Origin of the sequence: Streptomyces endophytica, assembly GCF_026153355.1 — a bacterium.
GTDB classification, from domain to species: Bacteria; Actinomycetota; Actinomycetes; order Streptomycetales; family Streptomycetaceae; genus Streptomyces; species Streptomyces endophytica.
On sequence record NZ_CP110636.1, the window covers coordinates 1,623,247 to 1,637,704 of the forward strand.

At 71.2% G+C, this 14,458-nt stretch carries 10 protein-coding genes and 1 pseudogene; 3 read left to right on the plus strand and 8 right to left on the minus strand.

Features of this window, described 5'->3' with window-relative positions; all coding sequences use genetic code 11:
* Positions 1–31: 31 nt before the first annotated feature.
* Positions 32–2,869, minus strand: a complete 2,838-nt coding sequence (topA, locus tag OJ254_RS07370; protein WP_265361708.1) for a type I DNA topoisomerase — start codon at positions 2,867–2,869, stop codon at positions 32–34.
* 442 nt (positions 2,870–3,311) lie between these two features.
* On the opposite strand from topA, the gene OJ254_RS07375 reads away from it, so the two are divergent.
* Together OJ254_RS07375 and OJ254_RS07380 are read left to right on the plus strand one after the other, a co-directional pair.
* Positions 3,312–3,911 (plus strand): hypothetical protein, encoded by a 600-nt coding sequence (locus tag OJ254_RS07375; RefSeq protein WP_265361709.1) that lies wholly within the window; start codon positions 3,312–3,314, stop codon positions 3,909–3,911.
* Positions 3,908–4,333 (plus strand): DUF2752 domain-containing protein, encoded by a 426-nt coding sequence (locus tag OJ254_RS07380; RefSeq protein WP_265361710.1) that lies wholly within the window; start codon positions 3,908–3,910, stop codon positions 4,331–4,333. The genes OJ254_RS07375 and OJ254_RS07380 overlap by 4 nt, the downstream gene beginning before the upstream one ends.
* Positions 4,334–4,403: 70 nt before the next feature.
* Here OJ254_RS07380 and OJ254_RS07385 read toward each other — a convergent pair whose 3' ends face one another.
* From OJ254_RS07385 to bldG, 7 genes are all read right to left on the minus strand, one after another.
* Entirely contained in the window at positions 4,404–4,808 is a 405-nt protein-coding gene (locus OJ254_RS07385) for a hypothetical protein (protein WP_265361711.1), read from the minus strand.
* Between the two features lie 157 nt (positions 4,809–4,965).
* Positions 4,966–5,163, minus strand: coding sequence for a hypothetical protein (locus tag OJ254_RS07390; protein ID WP_265361712.1), 198 nt, complete (start codon positions 5,161–5,163; stop codon positions 4,966–4,968).
* A 109-nt stretch (positions 5,164–5,272) separates the two neighbouring features.
* The gene (locus OJ254_RS07395; RefSeq protein WP_265361713.1) at positions 5,273–6,823 is read right to left on the minus strand and encodes a DUF7059 domain-containing protein; all 1,551 of its coding nucleotides are present in this window, start codon (positions 6,821–6,823) and stop codon (positions 5,273–5,275) included.
* 98 nt (positions 6,824–6,921) lie between these two features.
* Complete coding sequence (locus OJ254_RS07400; protein ID WP_265361714.1) at positions 6,922–7,506, minus strand: small secreted protein; 585 nt, start codon at positions 7,504–7,506, stop codon at positions 6,922–6,924.
* A 219-nt stretch (positions 7,507–7,725) separates the two neighbouring features.
* Entirely contained in the window at positions 7,726–10,131 is a 2,406-nt protein-coding gene (locus OJ254_RS07405) for a sodium-translocating pyrophosphatase (protein ID WP_265361715.1), read from the minus strand.
* Positions 10,132–10,724: 593 nt separating this feature from the next.
* Positions 10,725–11,168, minus strand: coding sequence for an ATP-binding protein (locus OJ254_RS07410; RefSeq protein ID WP_261956476.1), 444 nt, complete (start codon positions 11,166–11,168; stop codon positions 10,725–10,727).
* 109 nt (positions 11,169–11,277) lie between these two features.
* A complete protein-coding gene (gene bldG / locus OJ254_RS07415) occupies positions 11,278–11,619 on the minus strand; it encodes an anti-sigma factor antagonist BldG (protein WP_004571875.1) in 342 nt (113 codons plus the stop codon).
* Between the two features lie 162 nt (positions 11,620–11,781).
* Here bldG and OJ254_RS07420 point away from each other — a divergent pair.
* A pseudogene (locus OJ254_RS07420) lies at positions 11,782–14,147 on the plus strand (DEAD/DEAH box helicase).
* The last annotated feature ends 311 nt before the right edge of the window (positions 14,148–14,458 follow it).

The following is a 14,458-nucleotide window of genomic DNA, read 5'->3' on the forward strand; positions in this document are numbered from 1 at the left end:
CAGGGGCGCAGGGCCCCGGTCCCGGTGGGCCTCAGTCCTCCGCCGAAGCCGCCGTCTTCTTCGCCGCCGCGGTCTTCGCGGTGGCCTTCTTGGCGGTCGTCTTCTTCGCGGTGGTCTTCTTGGCCGCGGTCTTCTTCGCCACCGTCTTCTTGGCGGCCGTCTTCTTCGCCGGCGCCTTCTTCGCCGTCTTCTTCTTCGCCGGCCCCTTGGCGCGCTTCTCCGCCAGCAGCTCGTAGCCGCGCTCGGGGGTGATCGTCTCGACGTCGTCGTCCCGCCGCAGCGTCGCGTTGGTCTCGCCGTCGGTCACGTACGCGCCGAACCGGCCGTCCTTGACCACCACCGGCTTGCCGCTGACCGGGTCCGTGCCCAGCTCCTTCAGCGGCGGCTTGGCGGCAGCCCGCCCGCGCTGCTTGGGCTGGGCGTAGATCGCCAGCGCCTCGTCGAGGGTGATCGTGAAGAGCTGTTCCTCGTTCTCCAGGGAGCGCGAGTCCGTGCCCTTCTTCAGGTACGGGCCGTAGCGGCCGTTCTGCGCGGTGATCTCCACGCCCTCGGGGTCCTTGCCGACGACGCGCGGCAGCGACATCAGCTTGAGCGCGTCCGCCAGCGTCACGGTGTCCAGGGACATCGACTTGAAGAGCGAGGCGGTGCGCGGCTTGACCGCGTTCTTGCCGGTCTTCGGGGTGCCCTCGGGGAGGATTTCGGTGACGTACGGGCCGTAGCGGCCGTCCTTGGCGACGATCTGGTGGCCGCTCTCGGGGTCCATGCCCAGCTCGAAGTCGCCGCTCGGCTTGGCGAGCAGCTCCTCCGCGTACGCCACGGTCAGCTCGTCGGGCGCGAGGTCCTCGGGCACGTCGGCGCGCTGGTGGCCCTCACTGTCCTTCTCACCGCGCTCGACGTACGGGCCGTAGCGGCCGACCCGCAGCACGATGCCCTCGCCGACCGGGAAGGACGAGATCTCCCGGGCGTCGATCGCGCCCAGGTCCGTGACCAGCTCCTTGAGCCCGCCGAGGTGGTCGCCGTCGCCGTTGCCGGCGTCCGACGCGGCACCCACCGCACTCGCGTCCTCGCCCTCGCCGAAGTAGAAGCGCCGCAGCCACGGCACGGCCTGCGCCTCACCACGGGCGATGCGGTCGAGGTCGTCCTCCATCTTGGCGGTGAAGTCGTAGTCGACCAGCCGGCCGAAGTGCTTCTCCAGGAGGTTGACCACCGCGAAGGAGAGGAAGGAGGGGACGAGCGCGGTGCCCTTCTTGAAGACGTAGCCGCGGTCGAGGATGGTGCCGATGATCGACGCGTACGTCGACGGGCGGCCGATCTCCCGCTCCTCCAGCTCCTTGACCAGCGTGGCCTCGGTGTAGCGGGCGGGCGGCTTGGTGGCGTGCCCGTCGGCGGTGATCTCCCGGGCGGCCAGCGCGTCGCCCTGGGCGACCTGCGGCAGCCGGCGCTCGCGGTCGTCCAGCTCGGCGTTGGGGTCGTCGGCGCCCTCCACGTAGGCCTTGAGGAAGCCGTGGAAGGTGATGGTCTTGCCGGACGCGCTGAACTCGGCGTCCCGGCCGTCGGCGGAGGTACCGCCGATCTTGACGGTGACGGAGTTACCGGTCGCGTCCTTCATCTGGGAGGCGACGGTCCGCTTCCAGATCAGCTCGTAGAGCTTGAACTGGTCGCCGGTCAGCCCGGTCTCGGCGGGCGTGCGGAAGCGGTCGCCGGAGGGGCGGATCGCCTCGTGCGCCTCCTGCGCGTTCTTGACCTTGCCGGCGTACGTGCGCGGCTTGTCCGGCAGGTAGCCGGCGCCGTACAGCTGCGTCACCTGCGCCCGGGCCGCGGCGACCGCGGTGTCCGAGAGCGTGGTGGAGTCCGTACGCATATAGGTGATGAAGCCGTTCTCGTACAGCTTCTGCGCCACCTGCATCGTCGCCTTGGCGCCGAAGCCGAGCTTACGGCTGGCCTCCTGCTGGAGGGTCGTGGTCCGGAACGGCGCGTACGGGGAGCGCCGGTACGGCTTGGACTCCACGGAGCGCACCGAGAAGTCGGTGTTCTCCAGGGCGGCGGCGAGCGCGCGGGCGTTCGCCTCGTCCAGGTGGAGCACATCGCTGTTCTTGAGCTGACCGTTGGGGCCGAAGTCGCGGCCCTGCGCGACGCGGCGGCCGTCGACGCTGTTCAGGCGCGCGGTCAGCGTCGAGGGGTCGCTGGAGTCACCGGCCCGCCCGGTGGAGAAGGTGCCGGTCAGGTCCCAGTACTCGGCGGAGCGGAAGGCGATGCGCTCGCGCTCCCGCTCGACGACGAGACGGGTCGCCACGGACTGCACCCGGCCGGCCGACAGCCGCGGCATGACCTTCTTCCACAGGACCGGCGAGACCTCGTAGCCGTAGAGGCGGTCGAGGATCCGGCGGGTCTCCTGGGCGTCGACCAGCTTCTGGTTCAGATCGCGCGGATTGGCGACGGCCTCGCGGATCGCGTCCTTGGTGATCTCGTGGAACACCATGCGGTGGACCGGGACCTTGGGCTTGAGGATCTCCTGGAGGTGCCAGGCGATGGCCTCGCCCTCGCGGTCCTCATCGGTGGCGAGGTAGAGCTCGTCGGATTCGGCCAGCAGCTCCTTGAGCTTTTTGACCTGGTCCTTCTTGTCACTGTTCACCACATAGATGGGCTGGAAATCGGCGTCGACGTTCACCCCGAGCCGGGCCCAGGGCTCGCCCTTGTACTTCGCCGGCACCTCCGCCGCGCCGTTGGGCAGGTCACGGATGTGCCCCACGCTGGCCTCGACCACATAGCCAGGGCCGAGGTAGCCCTTGATCGTCTTCGCCTTGGCAGGCGACTCGACGATGACAAGTCGGCGGCCGCCGCCCTTCGTGGCTTCGTTGGTCGGGGACAACTTCGCTCTTCTCTCCGGTCGACGCGGAAAATGCCCCCCGGCCGGATGCGGGGGCGCACTGCGGTGACGCTTGACGCTGCGGAGTGTGACGGTACCTCCCGCCCCCGTGTCAAACGGAAAAACCCCGCAACGCCACTCGAACGGTAACCCGACTACATGCCTTCATGCCGCCTGGACCACCTCAGCCGCCCACCACGGGTCCGGCACGCGCCATCTGGATCATGACGGCCCCGCGGCACCTCCCGGAGGCCCGCGCATGATCCGGATCCGCGGTCCGCGTGCCGCCGAGGCGACTGTCACAAGGCGGCCCCGGATCCTGTCATCGCCTTGATACGTCAGGTGAGCCTGCTGGCAGGATGGGCGCAGGATGGACACGGCACGGCCCACCGCTCGGGCCGGATACCGCCGTCGTCACGTGACACTCTCGGGGGGAATCTCACCCATGGCGAACCAGTACCCCGGACCGCCACCGGAGCAGCCCGGCCAGCCCGCTCAGCCCGGCCAGAATCCGTACGCCACGCCGCCCGGCCCGGCCGACTCCGCCTACGGCTATCCCCAGGGCGGCAGCCCCGGCGCGCCCGGGTACGGCTATCCGCAGCCCGGCTCGACGCCCCCGCCACCCGGATTCCCGCCCCCCGGCGCTCCGGCCGGCCCCCCGCCGCCGGGTCCCGGCGGCTTCCAGGCCGGTCCGCAGCCCGCCGGGATGGCGCTGTCGCTCGGGGACATCGCGGTGAGCGGCGACACGATCACGACGCCGACCGGGTCGATGCCGCTCAAGGGCGCCGTGTGGACCGCGACGGACATGTCGCGGACCGAGGAGAAGATGCCGGCCCACGCGGTCGTGCTCGCCATCATCTTTTTCTTCTTCTGCCTGCTGGGGCTGCTCTTCCTGCTGATGAAGGAGCGCACGACGACCGGCTTCGTGCAGGTCACGGTCGCCAGCGGCGGCCGGCACCACTCCACGATGGTCCCGGTGCAGTCGCGCGAGCAGGTCATGTTCGTGCTCAACCAGGTCAACTACGCACGGTCGTTGAGCGTGTGAGCGACGTGCAACGGTCCGGGCCGCCCTCCGGGGCGGCGATCCGGAGCCGCACCGTCCGGCGGGCGTCGCTCGCCCTCGCCGCCGGTGCGGCGGCCGCCGTCTATCTCTGGCACACGAATCCGCACCAGTCCGGGCAGGTGCTGATCCCCTGCCCGTTCCGGCTGATGACCGGGGTGTTGTGCCCGGCGTGCGGCGGCACACGGATGGCGTACGACCTGTTGCACGGCGAGGTGGTGCGGGCCTTCCACGACAACGCGGTGCTGCTCGTCCTGGGCGTGCCGGCGATCGCGTACGTCCTGCTGCGCTGGCTGGTCCAGGGGCTGCGCGGACGCGCCTACCGGCTGCAGCTCACGGGCCGCGGCAATGCCGTGGTGTTCGGCATCGCCGCGGCGTGGATGCTCGTCCGCAATCTCGCCGGCTGACGCCCGGCGGCCTCAACGGACGGTGACGGTGAGCGCCGGGTTCAGCGGACGGTGACGGAGGCTTCCGGGGTCAGCGGACGGTGACGGAGACCACCGGCGAGACGGTCTTGGCCGCGGCGATGCGGAGCTGGTTGACGCCCTTGATGCCGAGCTTGACCCGCACCGAGTAGGCACCGCTCTTGGCGATCGGGGACTGCGCGGGCAGCGAGACCCACTTGGTGCCCTGCTTCTGCTGCACGGTGACCTTGGTGCCCGCCGTGATGCCCTTGGCGGCGCCGGAGACCCGGAACTCCTGCCAGGCCTTGACGGAGTTCACGCTGGCCTTGGCGGTCAGCGACGCGGCGGCCGGGGCGGTGGCCACGACCGGCTTGGCGGCGTGGAGGTCCTGCGGCGCGGCGAAGGCGGCGGCCGAGCCCCCGGCGAACAGGGAGACGGCGATGACGCCGACGGTGGCGTAGCGGAGTGCGCGGTTCATGAGAGTTCCTCACTGTCGGTGTGTGGGCCGTGGTGACCTTCACCGAGGAACATGACGGACGGCCCGCGGACGTTCCGCGCACCGTCACAGATCGGCCATCTGTGACAGAACTGTCTGGAACTGGACGCACACCGCGGGCGGACCTCCGACCGCCCGCCTACAGCGCCACCAGCAGCCAGCCCCCGACGACCAGGAACAGCACCCCCGCGAACAGCGCGGTGACCGCGGCCACCGGCCGGCTGACCCCCTCGGCGACCGGCGTACCGGTCCGGGCACACGCCCCCGTCCACACCAGCAGTCCGGCTCCGAACAGCGCGAACGCCACGCCGGCGAATGCCTCGGGTCCTCTCTCCATGCGGGCAGCGTGGCACCCCGGGGCGGCGTCCCGGCGAACACCGGATGAACGCCTTCCGCCCGTCCTGTACGAAGCCCCGCGCCGCCCCGCCGCGCCCCCTGGCTCCTCCCTACTCCTCCTCCGCCACCGGCTCCAGGAAGCCCTGCTCGACCAGCATCCGGATCGAGGCGGGCGTACGGTCCCGCAGCAGCACCGGGTCCTCGCCGACGAGTTGGGCGATGGCGTCCAGGATCCGTCCGGCGGGCAGCGTGCCGTCACACACGCCGGCGAAGCCCGCCCCGACGGTGTCCACCTTCGTCGCCCGCCGCATACCGCGGTTCTGACGGAGCACCACATGCTCGGGGTCCTCGGCCCCCGGCAGCCCGACCTGCTCCTGGACCACGCCGTCGGCGAGGCGGAAGCGCCCGGCCAGCAGTGCGGCGTCATCCGTGGCGCGCAGGTAGTCCTGGCGCGCGAAGTGGGCCACGACCGCGTCCCCCAGTGGCTGTTCGACCGGATGCGGCCATTCCTCGACCGTGACGGACGGGGCGTCGGACCCGGACTTGCGCAGCGTGATCCAGCCGAAGCCGACGGCCTTGGTCTTCCGGGCCGCGAACTCCTCCAGCCAGGCGTCGTACCGCGCGGCGTACTCCTCGTCACCGGCGCGGTGGTCACCGGCGTCCCGCAGCCAGAGCTCGGCGTACTGGGTGACGTCCTGCACCTCGCGCTGCACGATCCAGGCGTCACAACCGCGCGGCACCCAGGAGCGCAGCCGGTCGTGCCACTCCTCGCCCTCGACGTGCTGCCAGTTGGCGAGCATCTGGCAGTACCCGCCGTCGTTGAGGTGCGCGGCGGACTGCTGGACGAGGATCCGGCACAGGTCGTCGCCGCCCATCCCGCCGTCCCGGTACGTCAGCCGGGCGCCGTCCGGCCCTACGGGCGAGATCACGAACGGCGGGTTCGACACGATCAGGTCGTACGTCTCGTCCCCGACCGGCTCGAACAGCGAGCCCTCCCTGAGGTCCGCCGCGCCGGCCCCGGAGAGCGCCAGCGTCAGCGCGGTGATCCGCAGGGCACGGGGGTTGAGGTCGGTGGCGGTGACCCGGGTGGCGTGCCGGGCGGCGTGCAGCGCCTGGATGCCGGAGCCCGTCCCGAGGTCGAGCGCCTTGCCGACCGGCCGGCGGACGGTGATCCCGGCGAGGGTGGTGGACGCGCCGCCGACGCCGAGCACCAGCTGCGCGCGCTCGGTCTCCCCGGCGCCCCGGATGCCGCCGGCGCCGCCGACCGCGCAGCCCAGGTCGGAGACGATCCACCAGTCCTGCCCCTCGGGGCCGCCGTACGGGCGGACGTCCACCGTGGCGCGCAGGGTGTCGCCGTCCTGCACCACCCAGCCGTCGGCGAGGCAGTCCTCGACCGGCAGGGTCGCCCGCGCCCGGCCCAACCCCACCGGACGCTGCAGCAGGAACAGCCGCACCAGGGTCTCCAGTGGGCTGTCGCCGCGGGTCGCGCGCAACGCGGGGACGGTCTCGTTGCGCGCCAGCGCGGCGTAGGCGGGCGCGCCCAGCAGGTCCAGCAGCCCGTCGGCGGTGAAGGCGGCGGTCAACAGCGCCTCGCGCAGCCGGGCGGTGCGGGCGTTGCTCTCGGGGTCCTGGACATCGGCGGTGGGGAGGTGCGTACTCACGCCGACCATTGTCCGTGCTGCCACCGACAATCGGCACCGGCCCGGCGGCACGCCCTTCCCGGGCGCGTCGCCGGGCCGGTGAAAGGCCCGCGGAGGCGTTACGACTTCTTGGACGGCGTGGGCACCGGGGAACCGGACGCGGCCTGGTTCTGACAGCCCTTCTGCTTCGCCATCGCGGCGCCGACGTCACCGGCCTCCAGGTTCTTGAAGGCGGCCTCGCTCTGCTTGTTGAGCTTGTTGATGCCGTTGGACAGGTCACGCAGCCCGTCGGCGAACTTGAGCTTGTCCGAGGTGTCGAGGTTGTTGACCTGCTTCTGCAGGTCCGCGTAGCCCTTGGAGAGCGAGTTGAGCTCCTTGACCGCGTTCTCCTGCGCCTGCTTGCCCTGGTCGGTGGGCGGCGCCCCGGCCTGCTGCAGGGACTTGGCCAGCGAGGCGTACGCCTGCGAAATCTTCTGGAAGGCCGCCGAGTCGGTCCGCTGGACCTTCTTGGAGTCCGCGCTGCCGTTGTCGGCCGTCTGCATGGCGGCGTTGGCGTCCTGGATCTGCTTGAACGGGGCCTGCGCGGGGTCGCAGAAACTCTTCGCCCAGTCATTGAGCTTCTTGCTGTTGTCCTCGCTGCAGCCGGTCAGCGCGAGCATCAGTGCCGCCCCGCCGGACAGTGCAGCCACAAGCTTCTTGTTCACCGGATTGGTCCCTTCCATGGCTCTCGGCCCCGGAACATACACGTCCGAACGGCCTGGTCCCTGGGTCGGGCAGTCGGTCCGGCCCTCATTGCAGCCATTTGCACCAAGGAGCGCAGGGCCACCCGGGCAGACCGAGGGCGGGTGTCCGGCGCCTGCAAAAAGCGCCGTCCACCCGCCCAGTTGAGCGGTCCGTGAGCCCTTCCGAACGGTCGGTTCCGGTTAGGACGCCACCGCCGTCTCGGCTGACTTGGCGACGCCGTCGGGCTCCTCGGAGTTGTCTTCGTCACCCACGGCGATCCCGCGCCGCTTGGACACGTACACGGCGCCGACGATGACGGCGAGCGCCAATACGGCCGCCGCGATCCGGATGCCGATGTTCTTGTCCTCGCCGTATGAGAACTTCACCACAGCGGGCGCGATCAGCAGCGCCACCAGGTTCATCACCTTCAGCAGCGGGTTGATCGCCGGTCCGGCGGTGTCCTTGAACGGGTCGCCGACGGTGTCGCCGATGACGGTGGCGGCGTGTGCCTCGCTGCCCTTGCCGCCGTGGTGACCGTCCTCGACCAGCTTCTTGGCGTTGTCCCAGGCGCCACCGGAGTTGGCGAGGAAGACCGCCATCAGGGTGCCGGTGCCGATCGCCCCGGCCAGGAACGAGCCCAGCGCGCCGACGCCCAGCGCGAAGCCGACCGCGATCGGGGTGAGCACCGCCAGCAGGCCCGGGGTGGCCAGCTCGCGCAGCGCGTCCTTGGTGCAGATGTCGACCACCCGCCCGTACTCGGGCGTCTGGGTGTAGTCCATGATCCCAGGCTTCTCCCGGAACTGCCGGCGCACCTCGAAGACCACCGCTCCCGCCGACCGCGACACGGCGTTGATCGCCAGCCCGGAGAACAGGAACACGACCGAGGCGCCGAGGACCAGCCCGACCAGGTTGTTGGGCTGCGAGATGTCCAGGCTGAGCCCCATGCCGCCGGCCGCCCGGCCGACGTTGCGTACGGCGGTGGCGATCGCGTCCCGGTAGGAGCCGAAGAGCGCGGAGGCGGCCAGTACGGCGGTCGCGATGGCGATGCCCTTGGTGATGGCCTTGGTGGTGTTGCCGACCGCGTCCAGGTCGGTCAGCACCTGCGCGCCGTCCCCGGAGACGTCACCGGACATCTCGGCGATGCCCTGGGCGTTGTCGGAGACCGGTCCGAAGGTGTCCATCGCCACGATCACGCCGACGGTGGTCAGCAGGCCGGTGCCGGCCAGCGCCACCGCGAACAGCGCCAGGGTGATGGACGCGCCGCCCAGCAGGAACGCCCCGTAGACGGCCAGCCCGATCAGCACCGCCGAGTAGACGGCCGACTCCAGGCCGACCGAGATGCCGGAGAGGACGACGGTGGCCGGGCCGGTCAGCGAGGTCTTGCCGATGTCCCGTACGGGCCGCCGGGTGGTCTCGGTGAAGTAGCCGGTCAGCTGCTGGATCAGCGCGGCGAGCACGATGCCGACGGCGACCGCGACCAGGGCCAGCATCCGCGGGTCACCGCTGTGGCCCAGGACCAGGGGGTCGCTGACGCCGGTCAGGTCGCGGTAGCTGGACGGCAGGTAGGTGAAGACCGCGGCGGCCACCAGGACCAGCGAGATGCCCGCGGAGACGAAGAAGCCGCGGTTGATGGCGGTCATGCCGCTGCGGTCCCGGCGCCGCGGCGCGACGACGAAGATGCCGATCATCGCGGTGAGCACACCGATGGCCGGCACCAGCAGCGGGAAGGCGAGGCCGGCGTCCCCGAAGGCCGCGGTGCCCAGGATGAGGGCGGCGACCAGGGTGACCGCGTACGACTCGAAGAGGTCGGCGGCCATACCGGCGCAGTCACCGACGTTGTCGCCGACGTTGTCCGCGATGGTCGCGGCGTTGCGCGGGTCGTCCTCGGGGATGCCCTGCTCGACCTTGCCGACGAGGTCGGCGCCGACGTCGGCGGCCTTGGTGAAGATGCCGCCGCCGACCCTCATGAACATCGCGATCAGCGCGGCACCGAGGCCGAAGCCCTCCAGCACCTTCGGCGCGTCGACCGCATAGACGAGGACCACACAGGACGCACCGAGCAGACCGAGTCCCACGGTGAACATGCCGACCACGCCGCCGGTACGGAAAGCGATCTTCATCGCCTTGTGGGATACCGCCGTAAGATCCTTTTCCCGGGATTCGCCCTCGGCCGGAGTGGCCTCCCGGGCGGCCGCCGCCACACGCACATTGCTGCGCACCGCGAGCCACATGCCGATATAGCCGGTGGCCGCCGAGAATGCCGCGCCGATCAAGAAGAAGGCGCTGCGTCCGGCACGCTGCGACCAGTTATCCGCGGGCAGCAGCATGAGCAGGAAGAACACCACGACCGCGAATACGCCGAGGGTCCGCAACTGCCGTGCCAGGTAGGCATTTGCGCCTTCCTGCACCGCCGCCGCGATCTTCTTCATACTGTCGGTTCCCTCGCCGGCCGCGAGCACTTGGCGGACCAGCACCGCCGCGACGGCCAGCGCCGCCAGCGCCACCACGGCGATCACCAGCACGATGCCGCGGTTGCCCGCGGTCAGTGACGGCCCGGCCAGAAAAGAGCGGGTGTCAAGCAACTGAGGGGTGTAAGGCCCCGCCATTCGTCCTCCTTGACGTTTGGCACATGGGCGCGCGGAAGCACGCTCAGGCGTCCTGAGCAAGAGATGTGGACGGATTGTAGGGAGCCCCGGTTGATCAAAACAGGGCGCCTCAAAGGGAATTCGCCGGTAGTCGCGAAGATCAAAAGGTAGACGGCGCCCGGAATTCGCCCGGACGAAGGAATGCGCTGAATTCACTGACCGTCGGCAGATGATCTCTTCGTCGTACTGATCACTGCTTGATCACGCATTGATCTCCGCTGCTCAAGGACACCGCCCCGGCGGTTGCGCCGAATGAGGCACGGGTGACCCCGGAGAGAATTGAGCCGCCCGGCCGCGGCCGAACGGGTGACCCACCGCCCACAGAAGCCCCTCTGAGGGCCCGTGAGAACTCACGACGGCCCATGAGGGCCCGTCAGATCGAGTCCGGATCGCAACGCATGGGGAGCGGGTGGCGGAAGCCCGTGGTCACCGCGCAGAGCGGCGTGCAGGGGCACGCCAGGAACATTCAGGGGAACGGCAGGAAGACCTCAGACGCGCGGCACGAGCGCGGGTACCGGCGGGTACGGGCCGCGGCAGGGCAGCCCCGGTCGCGGCTACGGGATCGTTGCCGCCGTCGTCGTGGGCCAGCTCATGCGGATCATGCCGCCCTCTTCACCGGCGGTCACCTCGACGTCGTCGACCAGCCCGCTGATGACCGCGAGGCCCATCTCGTCCTCGCCCTCGGCGTCGCTCTCCGCGGCGCCCTCGGCCTCGCCGGCACCCCGGGCACCCGCCGCGGTGGTCCCGCCGGGCACGCCGTCGCCGACCTCGATCGAGAACTTCTTCTCGTCCTCGATCAGCAGCACCCGCACCGGCGACGCGATGTCATGGCTCTCGTGCAGCCCCACGGCCCGGCTGCAGGCCTCGCCGACCGCGAGCCGCACCTCGTCGAGGACGGCCTCGTCCACCCCGGCCCGCCGTGCCACGGCAGCCGCGACCAGTCGCGCGGTGCGGACGTGCTCGGGAAGGGCGCTGAAACGGAGTTCGACGGTGGCCATGCCATCCCCCTCGATATGCGGGCGTGCGACGCAGGGGGCCGGACAGCCGTCCGGTACCCCCCACTCCTTCCTTCCCCCGCGCCTGCCGGCGCGGGGGCCCGGCAAGCCGTCAGTCAGTGGCTGCGACGGCTTCGTCGACCGAGGTGTGAATCGGGAACACCTTGGTCAGACCGGTGATACGGAAGATCTTGAGAATGCGCTCCTGGTTGCAGACCAGGCGCAGCGAGCCCTCATGGGCGCGCACCCGCTTGAGTCCGCCGACCAGGACGCCGAGCCCAGTGGAATCGAGGAAGTCGACACGTTCCATGTCCACCACGAGGTGGTAGCTTCCGTCGTTCACAAGCTCGACCAGCTGCTCCCGCAGCTTGGGCGCGGTGTATACATCAATCTCGCCACCGACCTCGACGACCGTACGGTCGCCAACGGTCCGGGTCGACAGGGACAGGTCCACGGATCCTCCAGCACCTTGCTATCGAGCGGTCGCCCCCCTGGGGCCTCCCCACCGAAGGTAGGGGCGGATCTGGCAGCCGCGATGGCATTCAATCACTTACCAGCAGGCGTGCACGACGCCCTTTGAGCATTGTCCGTCACTCCGGTGACACACTCGGTGCCGATGGCCTCCAATCGAGTCCCGCCGGATGCGGGCGCGCGCCCTTCCCCAGGCATGATTCTCGAACGTCTCGCCCGGGGCGCGACCCGCGCTGCGCGCATCACTCATACGGAGCACTTGCCCCCGCGCATCGGCAGCCATGCCGACTGGCCCGATCGGATCCGGCCGGAAGTGATCGACGCGATCCGTTCGTCCGGAATCGAGCGTCCCTGGGCCCACCAGGCACGGACGTCCGAACACGCGCTGCGCGGCGAGTCGGTCGTGGTGGCCACCGGCACCGCCTCGGGCAAGTCCCTGGCCTATCTGGCGCCGGTCCTCTCCACGCTCCTGGACGGCTCACAGGCGCCCAACGGCAGGGGCGCCACGGCCCTGTATCTGGCCCCGACGAAGGCCCTGGCCGCCGATCAGCGGCGCGCCGTACGCGAGCTGGCCGCCCCGCTGGGCAACGCCGTGCGGCCCGCGGTCTACGACGGTGACACCCCCGTCGAGGAGCGCGAGTGGGTCCGCCAGTACGCGAACTACGTGCTCACCAACCCCGACATGCTGCACCGCGGCATCCTGCCGGCCCACCCCCGGTGGTCCTCCTTCCTGCGCGCGCTGCGCTATGTCGTCATCGACGAGTGCCACACCTATCGCGGCGTGTTCGGCTCGCACGTCGCCCAGGTGATCCGCCGGCTGCGCCGGGTCTGCGCCCGCTACGGCGCCGAACCGGTCTTCCTGCTCGCCTCCGCCACGGCCGCCGAACCGTCCCGGGCGGCGACCCGGCTCACCGGTCTGCCCGTGGTGGAGATCACCGAGGACACCTCGCCGCGCGGCGAGTTGGTCTTCGCGCTCTGGGAGCCGCCGCTGACCGAGCTGCACGGTGAACAGGGCGCCCCGGTGCGCCGCACGGCCACCGCCGAGACCGCCGACCTGCTCACCGACCTCGCCGTCCAGGGCGTGCGCACGGTCGCCTTCGTACGCTCCCGGCGCGGCGCGGAACTGATCGCGCTGATCGCCCAGGAACGGCTCGCCGAGGTGGACCGCTCGCTGCCCGCACGGATCGCCGCCTATCGGGGCGGCTATCTGCCCGAGGAGCGCCGCGCCCTGGAACGCAGCCTGCACAGCGGCGCACTCCTCGGCCTGGCCGCCACCACGGCGCTGGAGCTGGGCGTGGACGTCTCCGGCCTGGACGCCGTGGTCATCGCCGGCTACCCGGGGACCCGCGCGTCCCTGTGGCAGCAGGCCGGCCGGGCCGGACGGGCCGGGCAGGCGCGCTGGCGGTGCTCGTGGCCCGCGACGACCCGCTGGACACCTATCTCGTCCACCACCCCGAGGCGCTCTTCGACCAGCCGGTCGAGTCGACCGTCCTCGACCCCGACAACCCCTACGTGCTCGCCCCGCACCTGTGCGCCGCCGCCGCCGAACTCCCGCTCACCGAGGCCGACTTCCCGCTCTTCGGGCCCGCGGCCGAAGGGCTGATGCCACAGCTGGAGGCCGCGGCCCTGCTGCGGCGGCGCGCCACCGCCTGGCACTGGACGCGCCGCGAACGGGCCGCCGACCTCACCGACATCCGCGGCCAGGGCGGTGCGCCGGTGCAGGTCGTGGAGGCCGGCACCGGGCGGCTGCTGGGGACCGTGGACGCCGCCGCCGCGCACACCACCGTGCACGACGGCGCGGTCCACCTCCATCAGGGCCGTACCTACGTCGTGCGCCAGCTCGACCTGCACGACGACGTCGCGCTCGTCGACGAGGCCAGCCCGCCGTACTCCACGACGGCCCGCGACACCACGGCCATCTCCATCCTGGAGACCGACACCGAGGTCCCCTGGGGGGACGCCCGGCTGTGCTTCGGCTCCGTGGAGGTCACCAACCAGGTCGTGTCCTACCTGCGCCGCAAGCTCATCACCGGCGAGGTCCTGGGCGAGACCAAGCTCGATCTGCCGCCGCGTACGCTGCGCACCCGCGCGGTGTGGTGGACGGTCACCGAGGACCAGCTCGACGCCGCCCGCGTCGGCCCCCAGCAGCTCGGCGGCGCGCTGCACGCCGCCGAGCACGCCTCCATCGGCATGCTGCCGCTCTTCGCCACCTGCGACCGCTGGGACATCGGCGGGGTCTCCGTCCCGCTGCACCCGGACACCCTGCTGCCGACCGTGTTCGTCTACGACGGCCACCCGGGCGGCGCGGGCTTCGCCGAACGCGCCTTCCACACGGCCGCCGACTGGCTCACCGCCACCCGCAGCGCCATCGCCTCCTGCGAGTGCGAGGCCGGCTGCCCGTCCTGCATCCAGTCCCCCAAATGCGGCAACGGCAACGACCCCCTCCACAAACGCGGCGCCATCCGCCTCCTGGGCGAACTCCTCCGCGGGGCCCCGAAGACCGCGGTCTGACGTACGCGCCGGGGGCGATGGGCGGGCAGGGGCCGTCCCTCGTACTCCGCGGTGACCGGTGGGCCTCCCCTGCGCCGCCGCACGAACGGCGGCTGCCCCACGCGCACCCTGGCAAGCAGGGGGTCTCCCTTCCACTGCCGTACGAGCGGCGGCGGGTGCGCCGTGTGCCACCTGGCGGGCAAGGGACAGCCCTTGCGCCTCCGTACGGGCTGGGGAGCGCTCCTGCGCCGCTGTACGGGCCAAGAGACGCCTCTGCGCCTCCGTACGGCAACGGAACGCTCCTGCGCCGCTGTACGGGCCACGAAACGCCC